At 65.9% G+C, this 18,828-nt stretch carries 16 protein-coding genes; 8 read left to right on the top strand and 8 right to left on the bottom strand.

Going from position 1 to position 18,828, the window contains the following annotated elements:
- Nucleotides 1–2 precede the first annotated feature (2 nt).
- From iolB to iolC, 3 genes are read right to left on the bottom strand one after another with little or no spacing between them, the layout of a single operon-like run.
- Nucleotides 3–893, bottom strand: coding sequence for a 5-deoxy-glucuronate isomerase (gene iolB / locus G6N53_RS23160; protein ID WP_163892705.1), 891 nt, complete (start codon nt 891–893; stop codon nt 3–5).
- Entirely contained in the window at nt 890–1,774 is an 885-nt protein-coding gene (locus G6N53_RS23155; protein WP_163892702.1) for a Cgl0159 family (beta/alpha)8-fold protein, read from the bottom strand. Before G6N53_RS23155 ends, iolB begins: the two co-directional genes overlap by 4 nt.
- On the bottom strand, nt 1,767–2,753 hold the full coding sequence (iolC, locus tag G6N53_RS23150; RefSeq protein ID WP_163892700.1) for a 5-dehydro-2-deoxygluconokinase: 987 nt from the start codon (nt 2,751–2,753) through the stop codon (nt 1,767–1,769). The genes G6N53_RS23155 and iolC overlap by 8 nt, the downstream gene beginning before the upstream one ends.
- Before the next feature lie 101 nt (nt 2,754–2,854).
- Here iolC and G6N53_RS23145 point away from each other — a divergent pair, with 101 nt between their 5' ends.
- The gene (locus tag G6N53_RS23145; protein ID WP_275999384.1) at nt 2,855–3,637 is read left to right on the top strand and encodes a GntR family transcriptional regulator; all 783 of its coding nucleotides are present in this window, start codon (nt 2,855–2,857) and stop codon (nt 3,635–3,637) included.
- Between the two features lie 76 nt (nt 3,638–3,713).
- Here G6N53_RS23145 and G6N53_RS23140 read toward each other — a convergent pair whose 3' ends face one another.
- Complete coding sequence (locus G6N53_RS23140; protein ID WP_163892694.1) at nt 3,714–4,508, bottom strand: TIM barrel protein; 795 nt, start codon at nt 4,506–4,508, stop codon at nt 3,714–3,716.
- Between the two features lie 232 nt (nt 4,509–4,740).
- Here G6N53_RS23140 and G6N53_RS23135 point away from each other — a divergent pair, with 232 nt between their 5' ends.
- The 5 genes from G6N53_RS23135 (at nt 4,741) to G6N53_RS30475 (ending at nt 8,378) form a co-directional block, all read left to right on the top strand.
- The gene (locus G6N53_RS23135; protein WP_163892691.1) at nt 4,741–5,727 is read left to right on the top strand and encodes a substrate-binding domain-containing protein; all 987 of its coding nucleotides are present in this window, start codon (nt 4,741–4,743) and stop codon (nt 5,725–5,727) included.
- Nucleotides 5,727–6,785, top strand: coding sequence for an ABC transporter permease (locus tag G6N53_RS23130; protein ID WP_163892688.1), 1,059 nt, complete (start codon nt 5,727–5,729; stop codon nt 6,783–6,785). Before G6N53_RS23135 ends, G6N53_RS23130 begins: the two co-directional genes overlap by 1 nt.
- Before the next feature lie 4 nt (nt 6,786–6,789).
- On the top strand, nt 6,790–7,614 hold the full coding sequence (locus G6N53_RS23125; RefSeq protein ID WP_163892684.1) for an ATP-binding cassette domain-containing protein: 825 nt from the start codon (nt 6,790–6,792) through the stop codon (nt 7,612–7,614).
- A gap of 67 nt (nt 7,615–7,681) precedes the next feature.
- Nucleotides 7,682–8,161: an SRPBCC family protein gene (locus tag G6N53_RS23120; RefSeq protein WP_163892681.1), complete on the top strand. Its 480-nt coding sequence runs from the start codon at nt 7,682–7,684 to the stop codon at nt 8,159–8,161.
- Between the two features lie 88 nt (nt 8,162–8,249).
- Entirely contained in the window at nt 8,250–8,378 is a 129-nt protein-coding gene (locus G6N53_RS30475) for a hypothetical protein (protein WP_264062598.1), read from the top strand.
- Nucleotides 8,379–8,397: 19 nt separating this feature from the next.
- On the opposite strand, the gene G6N53_RS30670 is transcribed toward G6N53_RS30475, so the two are convergent.
- From G6N53_RS30670 to G6N53_RS23100, 4 genes are read right to left on the bottom strand one after another with little or no spacing between them, the layout of a single operon-like run.
- Entirely contained in the window at nt 8,398–11,529 is a 3,132-nt protein-coding gene (locus G6N53_RS30670; protein ID WP_163892677.1) for a long-chain-fatty-acid--CoA ligase, read from the bottom strand.
- A gap of 24 nt (nt 11,530–11,553) precedes the next feature.
- Nucleotides 11,554–12,651 carry an acyl-CoA dehydrogenase family protein gene (locus G6N53_RS23110; RefSeq protein WP_163892674.1) on the bottom strand — a complete coding sequence of 366 codons (1,098 nt, stop codon included), beginning with the start codon at nt 12,649–12,651 and terminating at the stop codon, nt 11,554–11,556.
- A gap of 1 nt (nt 12,652) precedes the next feature.
- Nucleotides 12,653–13,903 carry an acyl-CoA dehydrogenase gene (locus G6N53_RS23105; RefSeq protein WP_163892670.1) on the bottom strand — a complete coding sequence of 417 codons (1,251 nt, stop codon included), beginning with the start codon at nt 13,901–13,903 and terminating at the stop codon, nt 12,653–12,655.
- A gap of 15 nt (nt 13,904–13,918) precedes the next feature.
- Complete coding sequence (locus tag G6N53_RS23100) at nt 13,919–14,827, bottom strand: enoyl-CoA hydratase (protein ID WP_275999391.1); 909 nt, start codon at nt 14,825–14,827, stop codon at nt 13,919–13,921.
- Between the two features lie 326 nt (nt 14,828–15,153).
- Here G6N53_RS23100 and G6N53_RS23095 point away from each other — a divergent pair, with 326 nt between their 5' ends.
- Nucleotides 15,154–16,263, top strand: a complete 1,110-nt coding sequence (locus G6N53_RS23095) for an LLM class flavin-dependent oxidoreductase (RefSeq protein WP_163892667.1) — start codon at nt 15,154–15,156, stop codon at nt 16,261–16,263.
- A gap of 27 nt (nt 16,264–16,290) precedes the next feature.
- Entirely contained in the window at nt 16,291–18,825 is a 2,535-nt protein-coding gene (locus tag G6N53_RS23090; protein ID WP_163892664.1) for an FAD-binding oxidoreductase, read from the top strand.
- Nucleotides 18,826–18,828 lie beyond the last annotated feature (3 nt).

The following is an 18,828-nucleotide window of genomic DNA, read 5'->3' as shown; positions in this document are numbered from 1 at the left end:
GGTCATTCTCCTTGGGGTGCGGAGGACGTCTCGGAAAACGCAGTGAACGGGAGGCGCGGGTCGATCTCCTGGTGCTCCCAGCTGCCACGCAACCAGGTGTGGTTGGGATCGTCACAGATGAGCCATGCGCGGTTGGGACCGGAGCCGGCCATCACGTTCAGGTAGTACATGTGGTGGCCCGGTGCGGCGATGGAGGGGCCGTGATACCCGTGGGGGACCAGCACGGCGTCGCCGGTTCGGACCTCCTCGAGGACCTCGATGGGCCGCTCCGGAGTGCCGTACACCCGGTGGTATCCGAAACCCGGTGTACCGGCCGGGCTGTCGGCGATCTCGAAGTAGTAGATCTCCTCGAGTTGTGTCTCCACGTCGGTGTTCTCGTCATGCTTGTGCGCGGGGTAACTCGACCAGTTCCCGCCGGGGGTGATGACCTCGCACGCGATCAACGAGTCCGCCTCGAACGTCGTCGCGGTGCCGAAGTTGTGCACCTGCCGGCTGCAGTTGCCCGCACCGCGAAGTTCGACCGCGACGTCGGCTGCGGCGACCCGACGGTTGGGGTATGAACTCGTCGCACGCGCACCGCAGATTGCGATCCGGCCGTGACCAGAGAGCGTGTACGCCTGGTCGATCCCCAGGTACACCATGTCCGCAGGCCCGTCGAAAACCGAAGCGCGCAGTGACAACTCGAACGACTCACCGGCGCACTCGACTGTGCCTGCACCGGCCAGCGGCAGGATCATCACCTCGTCGCCGCCGGTGTGCAGGGACAGGTTCTGCCCGTCACCGAGGTCGACGACGTGCAGCGACGACTCTGCCCACCCCGCGTCTTGGGGGGTGATCGCGACAGTGAACGGCGCGGAGGCGCTGCCCGCCGGAATGTAGAGGTCGCTGTTCATCGGACCAGTGACACCGCGGTCGCGACGGCCGAGCTCACGTCGTCGTCGGATGGATACAGCAGCGTCCGGCCGACGATCAGGCCGCGCACCGACGGCAGTGCGAGCGCTTTCTCCCAGCTCGCGAATGCCTCGTCGGGATCGGTGGGGTCTCCGCCGAGCAGCAGGGTGGGCATCGTGGTGGATTCCATCACCCGATCCATCTCATCGACGACCGGAAGCTTCATCCAGGTATAGGCCGACGTGGCGCCCAGGCCCTGGCTGATGTGTACGGACTTGATCACCGCGTCGGGGCTCAGGTCGTTGCGAACCTTGCCGTCGACCCGGGTGGACATGAACGGCTCGAGCATTGCGATCATGCCGTGCGCGGCCAGACCATCGACGGCCTGCGCGCAGGCAGCCAAGGTTGCAACGGTTCCGGGGTCGTCAAGGTCGATCCGGCACAGCATCTTTCCGCCGTTCATCCTCGCTGCTGCGGTGGATGCCGCGGTGGCGCCGGTCATCCGGTCGTCGAGCTCGAACGAAGATCCCGCGAGCCCGCCGCGGTTGAATGAGGAGAACACGACCTTGTCCTCGAGCGCCCCCAGGAGCACGAGGTCGTCGAGGATGTCGGCGGTGGCCAGCACCCCGTCGACACCGGGATCGGCGAGCGCTGCACGCAACCGGTCGAGCAGATCGGTGCGGCTGTTCATCGCAGTGGGGCGCGACCCGACCGCCAGGGCGCCCCGGGCGGGGTGGTCGGCGGCGACGATCATGAGTCTTCCGTTGTCACGCAACGTCGGTCGGGTGGACCGTTGCTGCCATGCCCGTGCGATCGCGGTGGGGTCCGTGGCTCGGATCTCGGTGATGGCGGCATAGTCGCTGCACAGCGCGGTTTCAGACATTGACGGCTCCCAATGCGGTCTGCTCTGCCAGCTCGGCGACTTCTGCGCTGGTCGGCATGGCGGTGGAGCACTCGAGCCTGCCGGCCACGATGGCTCCGGCGGCGTTGGCGTAGCGCAGGGTTTTCTCCAGGGGCCACCCGTTGAGCAGCCCGTGGCACAGACTGCCGCCGAAGGCGTCCCCGGCCCCGAGGCCGTTGACCACGTCAACCTCGTTGGGGGCCACGGTGACCGACGAGTGCCTGCTCTTGCCGAGCACGCCGCGCGGACCCTGTTTGACGATGGCCAACTCGACACCGAGGTCGAGCAGTGCGTCGGCCGCCCGGTGTGGATTGGACTCGCCGACGGCGATCTCGCATTCTTCGCGGTTGCCGACGGCGACGGTGACGTGAGCCAGCGCGCGCTGCACCTGCTCGGTGGCATCTGCCGCCGAAGCCCAGAACATCGGCCGGTAGTCGAGATCGAGAACCGTGAGCGGCCCGCGGCTTTCGCTATTCCCGGCGCGAGCTTCCCATGCCTCGAAATGCGCGCTCCGACTCGGCTCTTCGGACAGTCCGGTGACCGTCGCCCAGAACAGCCGTGCCGACCGGACCGCGTCGGCGTCGATGTCCTGTGAATCGATCTGCAGGTCGGGGGCACTGGGCTTGCGGTAGAAGTAGAGGGGAAAGTCGTCGGGTGGGAAGATCTCGCAGAACGTCACCGGCGTCGGGAACTCGCCGTGGGTGGCCACGTAGCGGTTGTCGACACCGAGGCGGGCGAGTTCCGCGCGGACGAAACGCCCGAACGGGTCGTCACCGACGCCCGAGATCAGGGCCGCACGGTTGCCGAGCCGCGAGGCGGCCACCGCGACGTTGGCGGCGCTGCCGCCCAGGAACTTTCCGAAGGTCTCGACATCCTCGAGGCCGACACCGACCTGGAGTGGGTACACGTCGACGCCGCATCGCCCGATGGCGAGCACGTCATATGGCTGATTGGTCTTCAAAAGTCACTCCGACGAGTAGGTGGGTGGCTGGTTAAGACTGTGCCCCGCGTCACGGCCTGGTGTCAATACTTTGTCCTGACATTCTATCTTTCAATCATGAAATGCTAGGATTCAGCTACCCTTGGCTGGCCCCTTCGAGATCGGAGCGCGACGTGCCCCTGACGGTGGAGCTCGACAGGTCAAGCCCTGTTCCTCTCTACTATCAGCTCGCTCAGGCGATCGAGACCGCCATCCGGGAGGGCGAACTTGCGCCCGGCGACCGCTTCGAGAACGAACTCGCGCTCGCCAAGCGACTGACCCTCTCGCGCCCGACGACCCGGCGTGCCATCCAGGAACTCGTGGACAAGGGTCTGCTGGTGCGAAAACGCGGCGTCGGCACCCAGGTGGTCCAGAATCCGGTGCACCGTCGTGTGGAGTTGACGAGCCTGTTCGACGATCTCGCCCGCGCCGGCCAGGAGCCCACCACCCGGCTGCTCGACTACCGCGTCGGCACGCCCGACGAGGAGGTCGCCCGGGAGCTGAACCTCGCCGAAGACCGTGAGGTGGTCTGCATCCAGCGCCTGCGCTGCGCCAACGGTGAACCGTTGGCCGTGATGATCAATCACCTGCCGGTGGAGATCGCCCCCGGTGCGGACGAGCTCGAGACCAACGGGCTGTACCAGTCGATGCGGGCCCGTGGTGTGCACATCCGGCTGGCACGCCAACGGATCGGCGCCCGCGGTGCCACCCGCAGTGAGGCGCAGCTACTAGACGAGAAACCCAACGCCCCGTTGTTGACGATGGCGCGCACGGCGTTCGATGACTCGGGGGCCGCGGTGGAGTTCGGCAACCACTGCTACCGGGCGTCGCGCTACTACTTCGACACCACGCTCGTCGACCGCTAGCCCACCCTGCGCCGGAACGGTATTCCAGGCGCGCATTCTGCGGAAATCCGCTGATGGAATACAGTTCCGGCGGGGGTCAGGCGAAGGCGGCGCGGAAGGACTGCAGTGCTGCCTCGCTGTCGCCGGACGCCCACGCCTCCAGTCCGATGGTGCCCGTGTAGCCCATCGAACGCAGCGCGTCGGCGATCGCCGGGTAGTTGATCTCGCCAGTGCCGGGCTCACACCGGCCCGGCACGTCGGCCACCTGGATCTCACCGATGGCATCGCCGCAGCGGCGCACCAACTCGATGAGGTTTCCCTCGCCGATCTGGGCGTGGTAGAGGTCCAGCATCATCTTCACGTGCGGGTGAGCGACGCCCTCGACGAGCGCCAGGGTGTCCTTGGCGCGGGCCAGGGGGACGCCGGGGTGGTCGACGATCGTGTTGAGGTTCTCCACGCAGAAGGTCACGCCGGCCGCGGCGCCCAGCTCGCCGATGCGCTGCAGCGTTCGTGTGGCGGTGAGCCACATCTGGCCGGTCGCGCGGTGCCGGGGGCGGGCGGCCTGGCCGTCGACGAGCTCGGCGGTGTGCAGGTTCAGCCGCGTGACCCCCAGCCTCTCAGCGGCTTGGATGCTGAGCTCCGCCGTGCGCACCACCTCGTCGCAGCTGTCGGGATCGATCAGGTCGCCGTGCAGATAGCCGGTCATCGACGTGAACGTGGCCCCCGTGGCGGCCAGAGCGTCGAGATCCTTGTCGTGCCAACTCCAGATCTCGACCGCGAAGCCCAGGTCGTGGATGCGGCGGACGCGTTCGAGTATCGGAAGGTCAGTGAAGACCATCTCCGACGACACCGCGAGCTGGAATACGCTCCCGGGGCCGGTGAGTCCTGGCATGGTGGTCTCCGATCTCGCGGTTGGGAATTCGTCTGTACGGCAGGCGTTCGACTGCCAGCACCGTGATCTGCGCCGATGCTAACCCGCATATGACTTGCAGTCCTAATGTCAGGACAAACTCTTGACTTTCGGGTGTGAGGCGTATTACATCACCAGTGAAGCGTGTCGCTCGGCACGGCCCCGGGTGGGTCAGCGAGGGCGTCGCGGCGATCTCGAGGACTAAGGAGAAGCAATGACGTTCAAGCGGCTCGCGGCGGTGGCTGGAGCAGGGGCCCTGGCGTTGGGGATCGTGTCGTGTTCTTCGACCGGCGGCGCGCCACAGGGGTCCGGTGAGGGGTCCGGTGGCGGAACCGTGGACACCCCCCGGATGACGATCGCGATGATCACCCACGAGGTGCCCGGTGACTCGTTCTGGGACCTGGTCCGCAAGGGCGCAGAGACCGCCGCCCAGAAAGACAATGTCGAATTGCGCTACTCCAACGATCCGGAGGCGCCCAACCAGGCGAATCTGGTCCAGAGCGCGATCGACAGCGGGGTCGACGGCATCGCGGTGACACTCGCCAAGCCCGACGCCATGCAGGCCGCGGTGAATGCCGCTGCGGAGAAGGGCATTCCGGTCGTGGCGTTCAACGCCGGCATGGACTCCTGGAAGGAGATGGGCGTCAAGGAGTACTTCGGTCAGGACGGCTTCATCGCCGGCCAGGGGGTTGGTGACCGACTGCGCGCCGAGGGCGCGACCAAGGCGCTGTGTGTCATCCAGGAGCAGGGGCACGTGGACCTGGAAGCCCGCTGCGCCGGGGTGCGCGACACGTTCCCGGCGACCGAGATCCTGAACGTCAACGGCAAGGACATGCCGTCGGTGGAATCGACCATCACCGCCAAGCTACAACAGGACCCCAGCGTCGACTATGTCGTCACCCTCGGTGCTCCGTTCGCCCTCACCGCGGTGCAGTCAGCCGCCAGGGCCGGCAGTGAAACGAAGATCGGCACCTTCGACACCAACGCCGCGTTGGTCGGGGCCATCGAGTCCGGAGACGTGCAGTGGGCCGTGGATCAGCAGCCGTACCTGCAGGGCTATCTTGCCGTCGACTCCCTGTGGCTGTACCTGAGCAACGGCAACGTGCTCGGTGGCGGCCAGCCCACCCTGACCGGCCCGGCGTTCATCGATCAGACCAACATCGACGCGGTGGCCGAGTACGCGAAGAACGGAACGCGCTGATGACCACTCAGTCGGAGATGGACGTGGCCCCGCAGAAGGTGGCCAGAGACGAGCGTGTAAAGGAACGGAACCGGCTGCAGCGCCTGCTGATTCGGCCCGAGGTGGGTGCGGCGATCGGCGCGATCGGGATCTTCGTACTTTTCCTGGTCGTGGCGGAGCCGTTCCGCGAGGCCTCCTCGCTGGCCACCGTGCTGTATGCCAGTTCCACCATCGGCATCATGGCCTGCGGCGTCGCCGTGCTGATGATCGGGGGCGAGTTCGACCTGTCGACCGGTGTTGCCGTGACGTTCAGCTCTCTGGCGGCGTCGATGCTGGCGTACAACCTGCACCTGAACCTGTGGGCCGGCGCCGCGTTGGCGCTGGTCTTGGCGCTGGCAGTCGGCTTCTTCAACGGCTTCCTGGTGATGAAGACCAAGATCCCCAGCTTCCTGATCACGTTGAGCACCTTCTTCATGCTCGCAGGCATCAACCTTGCCGTCACCAAGTTGGTCGCCGGTCAGGTGGCGACCCAGAGCGTCAGTGACATGCAGGGCTGGGATTCGGCACGCGCGGTGTTCGCTTCGTCGTTCACGGTGTTCGGGGTGAGCATCCGCATCACCGTGGTGTGGTGGCTGGTCTTCACCGCGGTGGCGACCTGGGTGCTGTTCAAGACCAAGATCGGCAACTGGATCTTCGCCGTCGGCGGGGACAAGGAAAGCGCACGCGCCGTAGGTGTTCCGGTCACCGCGGTCAAGATCGGGCTGTTCATGTTCGTCGGGTTCTGCGCCTGGTTCGTCGGCATGCACCTGCTGTTCTCCTTCAACACCGTGCAGTCCGGCCAGGGCATCGGCAACGAGTTCTTCTACATCATCGCCGCGGTCATCGGCGGATGTCTGCTCACCGGCGGCTACGGCACCGCGATCGGCGCCGCCATCGGTGCCTTCATCTTCGGGATGACCAACCAGGGCATCGTCTATGCAGGCTGGGACCCCGACTGGTTCAAGTTCTTCCTGGGCGCGATGCTGCTGTTCGCGGTGATCGCCAACAATGCCTTCCGCAACTACGCAGCGAAGAGGTGACCCGATGACCACCACAGTCGAAAAGCCGAGCAGCAACGCCCCTTCGGGCGGCAAGGTGCCGCTCGTCGAACTGAAGGATGTGGGCAAGTCCTACGGCAACATCACGGCGCTCAAGGACATCTGCCTGCGGGTGCATGCCGGAGAGGTCACCGGCATCCTCGGTGACAACGGCGCGGGCAAGTCCACGCTCATCAAGATCATCTCCGGGCTGCATCAGCAGACCGAAGGTGACCTGCTCGTCGACGGGGAAGCGATCAAGTTCGGCTCCCCGGCGGACGCGCTGGAGAAGGGCATCGCGACGGTGTACCAGAACCTGGCCGTCGTACCGTTGATGCCGGTGTGGCGCAACTTCTTCCTCGGCCAGGAGCTCCGTAAGAAGTCGTTCCCGTTCTCGTTGGACGCCAATGCGATGCGCGCGACGACGCTGACCGAGTTGTCGAAAATGGGTATCGACCTGCCGGACGTCGACGTGCCGATCGGTTCGCTGTCGGGCGGTCAGAAGCAGTGTGTCGCGATCGCGCGTGCCGTGTTCTTCGGGGCCCGGGTGCTCATTCTCGACGAGCCGACGGCTGCGTTGGGAGTCAAGCAGTCCGGCGTGGTGCTGAAGTACATCACCGCGGCCAAGGAGGCCGGGTTCGGGGTGGTGTTCATCACCCACAACCCGCACCACGCGCACCTGGTGGGTGATCACTTCGTACTGCTCAACCGAGGCCGGCAGAAGCTGGACTGCACCTACGACGAGATCACGCTCGAACACCTCACGCAGCAGATGGCCGGCGGTGACGAGCTCGAGGCGCTGTCCCACGAGCTGCGGGGCGCCAAGAACTAGGCGGATCGGAGCCACGATCGGCCCTGTCGACCGATTGGCCGGCAGGGCCTTCGGGTATAGCGCTCTGATGACCCCGTCAACACTGAAGACCGAAGACGCAGGACCGAAGACCGTCAGCCGCAGCGTGCAGGTCGGCGCGCCGATCGCCGAGATCTTCGCGATGATCGTCGATCCCCACCGCCACCCCGAGATCGACGGGTCCGGCACGGTGCGCGACATCGAGGTCAAGGGTCCCGACCGGCTCACCGAAGGTGACAAGTTCACCGTCGGTATGACGCAGTACGGCCTGCCGTACAAGATCACCTCGACGGCCACCGCGGTGCAGGAGAACCGGGTCGTCGAGTGGCAACATCCGCTCGGTCACCGATGGCGCTGGGAGCTGGCCGAGGTGAGTCCCGCGACCACGAAGGTGACCGAGACGTTCGACTACTCCACCGCCAAGCTGCCCTTCGTCATCGAGTTGCTCGGCCTGCAGAAGAAGAATGCCGAGGGCATCGAATCCACGCTGGCCTCGCTGGCGAGCCGCTACGACCTGCACGCTTCATAGATCCGCCGACCAATGTTCACGGTGTCGACACGGCAACGTATGAAGCGTCACAAGGCCGAAACCGGCCGATCGCGGCACAATGGACGGCATGGATCGGGATTTCGGGTCGTCGGCCGTTCCGGTATGGCGTGACCCGCTGTCGGTAGGCTGGCGTGCGCACCGCAACCTGTTGATGCTGCGCCTGCGCTGGCACGAGCGCCGCACCCGCCGCGTGTAGAACGGCGTGTTCAGAGTCTTCAGAGTCCCAGCATCCGCGCTGTCTCGGCACGCATGTCGATCTTGCGCACCTTTCCGGTGACCGTCATCGGGAAGTCGTCGACGACGTGGACGTAGCGGGGAATCTTGTAGTGTGCGAGCTTCCCGGTGGCGAACTCGCGCACCGATGAAGCGTTCAGGGGCGCCGCGCCCGGCCGCATCTTGACCCACGCGCAGATCTCCTCGCCGTACCGGTCGTCGGGGACGCCGATCACCTGCACGTCATCGATATCGGGATGGGTGTGCAGGAATTCCTCGACCTCACGCGGATACACATTCTCGCCACCGCGGATCGCAATGTCCTTGATGCGTCCGACGATCGTGCAGTAGCCGTCGTCGCGCATCACGGCGAGATCGCCGGTGTGCATCCAGCCGTCGGTGTCGATCGCCTGTCCGGTCTTCTGGTCGTCACACCAGTAGCCCCGCATCACCGAGTATCCGCGGGTGCAGAATTCGCCCGGTGTCCCACGTTTGACGATTCTGCCGGAGTCGGGCTCGACGATCTTGATCTCCACATGCGGGTGGGCGCGGCCGACCGTTGCGGTACGACGCTCGAGGTCGTCGTCGATCAGCGTCTGGCAGGACACCGGCGAGGTCTCGGTCATGCCGTAGGCGATTCCGACCTCGGACATGTTGAGCTCGTTGACACAGCGCTTCATCACTTCCACCGGGCATGGTGACCCTGCCATGATCCCGGTCCGCAGCGAGGAGACGTCGCGATCCGCGAGGTCGGGGTGGCCGAGCATGGCGATGAACATGGTCGGCACCCCGTACAGCGCCGTGCAGCGTTCCGCTTCGACGGCCGCCAGCGTCGCTGCTGGATCGAACCCGGCCGCTGGGATCACCATGGTGGCACCGTGGGTCGTACAGCCGAGATTGCCCATGACCATTCCGAAACAGTGGTAGAACGGCACCGGTATGCAGAGCCGGTCACCCGGTCCGAACCCGATGAGTTCGGTGACGAAGTACCCGTTGTTCAGGATGTTTCGGTGCGACAGCGTGGCGCCCTTGGGCGAACCGGTTGTGCCCGAGGTGTATTGGATGTTGATGGGATCGCCGGGTGTCAACCCCGCGATGCGGTGTCGCAGTTCGCCGTCGGACACCAGCCCGGCTCGTTCGCCCAGTGTGTGCCAGTCGTCGGTGCCCAAGAACAACACCTCGCGCAGGCCGGGCAGATCCGGGCGGACTTCGGCGACCATGGCGCGGTAGTCGGAGCTCTTGAACTCCGCGGCTGAGACGAGAAGACGAACACCGGAGTGCTCGAGCACATAGGCCAGCTCATGGGTGCGGTAGGCGGGGTTGATCGTGACCAGTATCGCGCCGATCCTGGCGGTGGCGTACTGCAGGATCGTCCACTCCGGGCAGTTGGGCGCCCAGATCCCGACCCGGTCGCCCTTCTCGATACCGCTGGCCATCAATGAGCGTGCCACCACGTCGATTTCGGTGTTGAGCTCACCGTAGCTCCACCGCCGGCCGCTGGGGACGTCGACGAGTGCCTCCACCTCGGGATACATCACGGCGGTGCGCTCGAAGTTCGCCCCGATCGTCTCGTCGAGCAGCTCGGCATCGGTCGGTCCTGCCGCGTAGGAGATCAGCGTGCCGTGCTCGTCGCGAAGTCGGCCTTTGAGGACCTTGCCGGCGGGGTTGCGGGGGAGTGCGTCGACTGTGTGTACGTACTGCGGGCACTTGTAGTGGGCCAACTGCTCGCGGCAGTGTGACTCGATCTCTGCATCGGTCGGTGGATCGGCAGGTTCGTGCGGCACGATGACCGCGAGCGGTGTCTCGCCCCATTTCGGATGGGGCACACCGATGACCGCGACCTCGGCGACCTTGGGATGGGTGGCGACGGCGTTCTCCACCTCGGCGCTGTAGATGTTCTCGCCACCGGAGATGATCATGTCCTTTTTCCGATCCACCACATAGACGTAGCCGTCTTCATCCCGTCTGACGAGGTCGCCGGAGTGGAACCAGCCGCCGCGAAACGCCTCGGCAGTCTCGAGGGGTTTGTTCCAGTACTCCTTCATCACCAGCGGACCGAGGTAGACGATCTCACCGACCTCGCCCGGGACCACGTCGTTCATCTCGCTGTCGACCACCCGGACCGCGACGTTGAGCATCGGAGTGCCCACCGATCCGATCTTCCGGATCGAGTCGTCACCACGGAGCAGACAGGTGATGGGGCTGCACTCGGTCTGGCCGAATGCGGCGATGATCTCTGCGTCGGAGAACGTGTCGGTCATCTTGCGCAGCAGGGATGTCGACGCCGGTGCTGCACCCCACCACACCCGTCGAAGTCTCGACAGATCACGGGTCTCGAGATCGGGAAGTGCGCAGACAGCCTGCCACTGCGCCGGGGTCATCCAGCAGGAGGTGACGCCTTCGTCGACGATGGTGGTGACGATGGCGTTCGGATCGAAGCTGCCCGACGGCGGGATGACCGTGGTCCCACCGGTGAGGAAGGTCGGCAGCATCCCGGACACCCCGGCGGTGTGGAACAGCGGTGCCACCGCCATCCAGCAGTGATCGTCGTCCCGGTGGCCCAGCGTGGCAATCGAGCTGAACGCATGCAGGTAGAGGTTGCGGTGGGTGAGGACAGCCCCTTTCGGGAAGCCGGTGGTTCCCGACGTGTACATGATGAAGGCCGGCGCGTCGTCGCTGACGGCGAGGCGGCCCGGGTCGGGGTCTGCTGCGGCGATCGTCTGCTCCAGGTGCCCGCCGATGGTCAAGACGGCGTGCAGCGACGGAAGTTTCGAACGCGCCTGCTCCACCGCCGGTTCGAGCGCCAGGTCCACGACGATGGCGGCAGCCCCACTGTCGGCGAGGACGTAAGCGATCTCCTCGCCCGACAGTCGGAAGTTCACCGGAACCGCGATGGCGCCCAGACGCAGTGCGGCCAGCCAGGACTCGACCAGTTCGATGCTGTTGAGTCCGAGAACCGCGACCCGGTCGCCGGGCCTGACCCCGCGTGCCGCCAGCGCGCACGCCAGCCGACTCACACGTTCGTCGAGTTCACCGAAGGTGATGCGGCGCCGGGGGGCCACCAGCGCGGACGCGTCGGGCCTGATGAGCGCGTGACGCGCGAGGGCGTCGCTGAGGGTGATCCCGGTGTTCATCGTCGGTTCCTCTCGGGCGTGGTTCTAGAGGCCTACTCGGTCGGCGAGCAGGCTGCGGTGGTGCACGCTGCCGCCGAACAGGGCCTCGGTGGTCTTGGCTCTGCGGTAATACAGGTGCATGTCGTGTTCCCAGGTGAAGGCGATTCCGCCGTGGACCTGGAACGCGGAGCCGGCACACAGCGTGAAGGTGTCGGCGGCCTGGGCCTTGACCAGCGGTCCGGCGATGCGCAACTCATCGGGGTCGGTTGCGCTCATGGCGGCGAACATCACCGCCGCACGGGTGGCGTCGATCTCGATCATCATCTCGGCGCAGAGATGTTTGACCGCCTGGAACGAGCCGATTGGCCGCGCGAACTGTGTTCGGCTGCGGGCATGTTGGACCGCCATCGCCAGACAGGCCTCGGCGCCGCCCAGCATCTCGGCGGCCAGCAGCACTCTCGCGGTGTCCAGCACCTGCTCGACCCCGTCGGACCGCCCCGCGTCGAGCGGCTCGGCCGGCGCCCGATCCAGCCGAAGCCGGGCGACAGGCCGGGTGGCATCAAACGAGGGCAGCTGTTCGACCGCGACGCCGGGGGAGTCTGCCGGCACCACATGCAGGACGACCCGGCCGTCGACCGCCGCGGGAACCACGAACAGATCCGCGACGTGCCCGTGCAACACAGGCGTGCAGGACCCGTAGAGCACCGTGTCTGGGCCTGCTCGCTCGGCCCGCACGGTCGCCGCGGCCGGGTCGGTGACATCGGGTGCGGTGGCGGCAAGTGTTCCTATCCGCTCTCCGGACAGCAGCCCGGGCAACAGCCTGGCCCGCTGCTGTCCGTCCCCGAGCCGGCGCACAGCTTCGATCGCGAACACCGTGGCCGCCAACGGCACCGGCGTGAGCGCACGGCCGAGTTCCTCGAAGACGATCGCGGCTTCGACCAATGTGCCGCCGGCCCCGCCGTCGGCCGGTGACAGGTGCAGGCCGGGAAGTTCGAGGTCGGCGCAGAGCCGGCGCCAGAGTTCCCGGTCGTGTCCGTCCGCCGCTGCCACTTCGCGGACCCGTGCCGGGGGCGCGACCGCATTCAGCAGGCCGCGCAGTGACGCGCGCAGGTCGTCATGCTCGGTGCGGTAGCGGAAATCCATGTCAGTGCCGCCCGTGTCCGGCCAGCTCGGGGATGCGGCCTACGGGTTCTTTGGGTAGCCCGAGCAGTTGCTCGCCGATCACGTTGCGCTGGATCTGCGAACTGCCGGCGTAGATGGTCGAGGCCCGCGCATAGAGCAGCTCGTCCATCCAGCACGCCGCCGAGTTCGGCGTCCCGGGCTCCGGCACTATCAATGCCTCTCCATTGCCCGGCCCCATGGGACCGAGGGCCTCGAGGCCGAGGATTTCGACGGCCAACTCGGTGTATCGCCGGAAGTACTCACTCCAGATGACCTTGCTGATCGCCGCCTCGCGGCCCGGCTGGTGCCCGGACAGCAGCGATGTCAGCCCCCGGTACCCCTGGTAGCGCATCAGCTGGACGCGCGAATAACACCAGGCCAACCCATCGCGGATGTGCGCATCAGTGTGCAGGCCCCGGTCACGCGCGAGCGCCCACAACCGATCCCAGTCGCGACCGAAGTTGATCGCCGCCGTGGTGACCTGCGAGGCACGCTCGAAGCCGAGCACCGACATGGCGGCAGGCCATCCTTGGCCGACCCGGCCGACCACGTTCGTCTCCCGGGTGCGGGCATCGGTGAAGAACACCTCGCTGAAGGACGCGTGCCCGGCGGCGTTGACGATCGGCCGGACGACGACGCCCGGTTGAGCGATAGGCACCAGCAGCAGCGAAAGCCCTTTGTGTTTCGGCGCATCCGGATCGGTGCGGGCCAGCACGAATATCCAGTTCGCGGTGGGGCCGGCCGACGTCCAGGTCTTCTGGCCGTTGAGCACCCATTCGTCATCTTCGAGGGTGGCCGAGGTCCGCACGGAAGCCAGGTCCGAGCCTGCTTCGGGCTCGGAGAACCCCTGGCACCAGCGGTCCTCGGCGGACAGGATGCGCGGCAGGAAATGCCTCTTCTGCTCCTCGGTGCCCAGCGCGATCAGGGTGTTTCCGAGCAGCTGGATTCCCAGCAGGTCGTTCTCGGCACGTTCGGGCGCGCCGGCGCGGGCGAACTCCTCGTCCAGTACCACCTGCTCGAGAACGGAAAGTCCTGCACCGCCGTACTGTTCGGGCCAGGAGACCGCGACCAGGCCCGCTTCGGCCAACGACTGGCGCCATCTGCGCGCGACCGTCCCGCGCTCTGCAGGTGTGAGCGCACCGCCGCCGGACCAGTCCGGCGGCAGGTGTTCGGCGAGGAACGCGCGGATGCGATCGCGGAATGCCTCGGCTTGTGGCGGGTAGTCGGCGTCCACTGCGGTTTCCTCCGGTCAGGGTTGGTTCTTGCCTGCGGGCAGAATCTCCGGCGCGAGCCGCCAGTCCTCCAGTCCGTGCTCGACGGTGCCGATGCCCAGCCGGTCGCCGGTGATCTCGGCCCAGTACGCGTGGTTGAGCTGGTGGATCGAGAAACAGGCATCCAGCGCGGTGGAGAATCCCATGGCATCGACCGTCTGGTTCACCGACTCCTTGATGAACAGGGCGGTTGCCGTGGGCAATTTGGCTATGCGAGTTGCGAATTCGACTGTACAGTCCGATAACTGGTCGTCAGGGAAGACCTTGCTCACCATGCCGAGCGCATGTGCTTCGTCGGCGCCCAGCGCGTCCCCGGTGAGCAGCAGCTCCTTGGCCTTGCGGGGCCCGAACTCCCACGGGTGACCGAAGAACTCCACACCGCACATGCCCAGTCGGGTTCCCACGACATCGGCGAACACGGTGTCCTCGCCGGCCACGATGAGATCACAGCACCACGCGAGCATCAGACCGGCCGACAACACCATCCCATGCACTTCGGCGATCGTGATCTTGCGCAGATTGCGCCATCGCCGGGTGTTCTCGAAGAAGTAGTGCCACTCCTGGCGGTGCCGGGACTCCACACCCCCCAACGTGCCGCCGTCGCACCCGTACGTGGGGTGCTGGCCCGGACCCGGCGCGCGTTCGCGGACGTCGTCGGAGGAGCCCAGGTCGTGTCCTGCCGAGAACGACGGGCCCGCCCCGCGCAGTACCACGACGCGGACGGTGTCGTCGATCTCGGCCCGTTCGAACGCCACACCCAGCTCGACGAGCATGCCGCGGTTCTGGGCATTGCGCTGTTTGGGCCGATCGAGAGTGATGACCGCGACGCGTCCCCGCTCCACGAGCTCGTAGCCGACGAATTCGAACTGGCAGTCGAAGTCCTGCAACGCAGTACTCCCTTCATGAGTGAAAACCGCACGGCCGATGAACGCGACGGTTGCGGTGTCCTCGGGCGGTCCGGCGGGCCGCAGCGGCGCCGTAATGCCCACGGTGGGTCCGACCTCCAGGAGGTTACGGGGTCACATCCCATAATGTCCATAGCCGATACGCGAGCTGAAATCGCATTCGAAGTTAAATTGCCAAGACAACTGGCTCTTGCGTTCGACGATGTATCTTGTTAGTACTGTGGTGTACATCGCATCCGCAGGCGCCGGAGATCCCGGGTCGCCGCCGCGATGTTCGGGCTGTGGGCCATGACCGAGGAAGGTTGAAGATGGAGATCGGGATATTTCTCATGCCGGCGCACCCGCCGGAGCGGAGTCTGTACGACGCAACTCAGTGGGACCTCGAAATCATCGAGCTCGCTGACCAATTGGGCTACGTCGAAGCCTGGGTCGGTGAGCACTTCACGGTGCCGTGGGAACCGATCTGCGCTCCGGACCTGCTGCTGGCTCAGGCGCTGCTGCGTACCAAGTCGATCAAGCTCGCCCCGGGCGCCCATCTGCTGCCCTACCACCACCCCGTGGAACTGGCCCACCGCGTTGCCTACTTCGACCACCTCGCCCAGGGGCGGTTCATGCTGGGCGTAGGCGCCAGTGGCATCCCGGGTGACTGGGCTCTGTTCGACGTCGACGGGCAGAACGGTGAGCACCGCGAGATGACCCGGGAAGCTCTCGAGATCATGCTGAAGGTCTGGACCGAGGACCAGCCGTGGGAGTTCCGAGGGAAGTACTGGAACGTCAACGGCATCGCGCCGATGTTCGAGGGTCTGATGAGGCGGCACATAAAGCCGTTCCAGGCGCCGCACCCTCCGATCGGGGTCACCGGCTTCAGCGCGGGCTCGGAAACGCTGAAGCTCGCCGGTGAGCGGGGCTACCTTCCCATGAGCCTCGACCTCAACACCGACTACGTTGCGACGCACTGGGATGCGGTGCTCGAGGGCGCCGCTCGCAGCGGCCGCACTCCGGATCGCCGCGATTGGCGCCTGGTCCGCGAGGTCGTCGTCGCCGAAACGGACGAACAGGCGTTCCGCTATGCCGTCGACGGCATGATGGGCCGCAACATGCGTGAGTACGTGCTGCCGACCTTCCGCATGTTCGGCATGACCAAGTTCTACAAGCACAACCCGTCGGTGCCCGACGATGACGTGACCCCCGAGTACCTCGCCGAGAACACATTTGTGGTCGGTTCGGTCGAGACGGTGGTGGACAAGCTCGAAGCCACCTACGACCAGGTCGGCGGCTTCGGACACCTGTTGATCCTGGGGTTCGACTACCGCGACGACCCGGGCCCGTGGAAAGAGTCGATGCGACTGCTCGCCGAAGAGGTCATGCCCCGTCTCAACGCACGCCTGGCCAAGAAGCCCCACCTCGCCATCGTCTAGTCACCCGCCAACGAAGGAGCTGAACCTGTGGTGGTTCGCCAGGTCACCGTCGGATACTCCGACGGGACGTGCAAGACGATGCCGGTGCAACCGGAGCAGACGATTCTGGAAGCGGCCGAGGAACACGGCATCGCAATAGTCAACGAGTGCCAGAGCGGGATCTGCGGCACCTGCGTGGCCACCTGTTCGTCGGGCGACTACGAGATGGGCCGTACCGAAGGGCTCTCCGATGTCGAGCGCGCCGCAGGCAAGGTACTGACCTGCCAGACGCTCCCGAGCACCGACTGCCGGGTCGACCTGCAGTACCCGGCCGACGACAACGCGGCGAAGCTGGTAGCCGGCCACGGGACGGTCACCGGAGTCGACCGGATCTCCCCGTCGACGGCGTTGCTGCGCATCGACATTTCCGAGATGGGTGCGATCGACTATCAGCCGGGGCAGTTCGCACAGCTGCGTGTTCCCGGCACCGACGTCTGGCGGAACTACTCCTATGCCCACCCTGCAGACGGCTGCACGGAACTGGAGTTCATCATCCGACTGCTGCCCGAAGGGACGATGTCGGAATACCTGCGGGACAGGGCCGCACCGGGTGATCGCATCGCTCTGCGGTGCAGCAAGGGCAGCTTCCACCTACGCCCGGTGGTGCGGCCGGTGGTCCTGGTGGCCGGAGGCACCGGGTTGTCGGCGATCCTGGCCATGGCCCAGAGCCTCGATACCGAGACGGGGCAGCCGGTGCACCTGCTCTACGGGGTGACCGACGTCGAGGATCTCTGCAAGCGACGGGAACTCGAGGAGCTGGACAACCGCATCAGCGGTCTGCAGGTGCACCTCATCGTCGCTCGGCCCGATCCCAGATGGGACGGCGCCGTGGGGTCGGTGACCGACCTCCTCGAGCCGGGCATGTTCGATGGCGACGCCGACGTCTATCTGTGCGGTCCAGGACCCATGATCGAGGCCACCCGCAGATGGCTCGACGAGCACGGCGCCCACGGTGTCGGTCTGTACTACGAAAAATTCGTCCCCAGTGGGGCGGCCCGCCGGCGCAACCTGCCGCACCTGGACTATTCGAAGCTCGACCTGGCCGACACACGGCAGCGGGGCCGTGGGACCGCGGTGGTGGTCGGCGGCAGCATTGCCGGCATCGCCGCGGCCAAGGTGCTCAGCGACACCTTCGAACGGGTCGTCGTCCTCGAGAAGGACGAGCCGCACCGGCGCCGTGAAGGCAGGCCCGGCGCCGCCCAGGGTTGGCACCTGCATCACCTTCTGACCGCGGGCCGAATCGAGTTGGAGCGACTGTTTCCCGGCATTGTCGACGACATGGTGCGCGAGGGCGCCTTCGATGTCGACATGGCGGCCCAGTACCGCATCCGGCTCGGTGGCGCCTGGAAGAAACCCGGTACCGGCGACATCAACATCGTCTGCGCCGGTCGCCCCCTGCTCGAATGGTGCGTCCGTCGCCGGCTCGACGACGAACCCCGCATCGCCTTCCACTACGAGTCCGAGGTGGCCGACCTGGTTCACGATCGCGACAGCAACACCGTCCTCGGAGTTGCAGTCGACCGCGGGCACGGTGAACTCGAGGTCATACCAGCCGAATTCGTGGTGGACGCATCGGGCAAGAACACTCACATCCCGGATTTCCTCGATCGCATCGGCGTGGGGGCGCCGGAAGTCGAGCAGGACATCATCAACTGCTTCTACTCCACCATGTACCACCGGGTGCCGCCGGGCCGGCAGTGGGACGACAAGGTGATGATGATCTGCTACGCGTACCGGCCCTACGAGGACACCTACGCCGCCCAGTACTACACCGACAGCTCGCGCAGCACTCTGTCCACCACACTTGTTGCCTACAACTGCTATTCGCCGCCGCGCACCGCAGAGGAGTTCAGGCGGTTCGCTGATTTCATGCCGTCTGCGGTGGTGGGTGAGAACATCGACGGTTTGGTGCCGGCGTCACCCATCTACAACTTCCGGTATCCCAACATGCTGCGGCTTCGCTACGAGAACAAGCGTGGTCTCCCGCGCGCCCTGCTGGCGGTCGGTGACGCCTACACCAGCGCGGATCCCGTTTCGGGCCTCGGTATGACTCTGGCGCTCAAGGAAGTTCGCGAGATGCAGGTTCTGCTTGCCAAGTACGGTCCTGTTCACTCGGAGCTACCGAGGCGCTACTACCGCAAGATCAGCAAGTTGGCTGACACAGCGTGGTTCGTGATCCGTGAGCAGAATCTACGGTTCGACTGGCTGCAGGACGTCGAGCGAAAGCGTCCCTTCTATTTCCGGGTGCTGACCTGGTATATGGACCGGGTCATGGAACTGGTGCACGACGACGCCGGCGCCTACAACGAGTTCCTGGCAGTCGTTCATCTGGTCAAACCGCCGGCGGCGTTGATGACCCCCAGGGTCGCCGGGAAAGTGCTGGGCAAATGGGCCAGGACCAGGCTCTCGGGGCGCAAGACCCTGATCGCGCGCAACTACGAGAATCGCGCCGTGCCGCCCGTCGACCACCTGGCGCGAACTGAGAAACCACCAGTCGTCCTGGTCGGGACCCGCTCACCCTAGGAG

The sequence above is a fragment of the Mycolicibacterium hippocampi genome (assembly GCF_010723735.1).
Taxonomy (GTDB): Bacteria; Actinomycetota; Actinomycetes; order Mycobacteriales; family Mycobacteriaceae; genus Mycobacterium; species Mycobacterium hippocampi.
The sequence above is the reverse complement of the archived record's forward strand: the minus strand, read 5'-3'. Positions and strand labels throughout refer to the sequence as shown.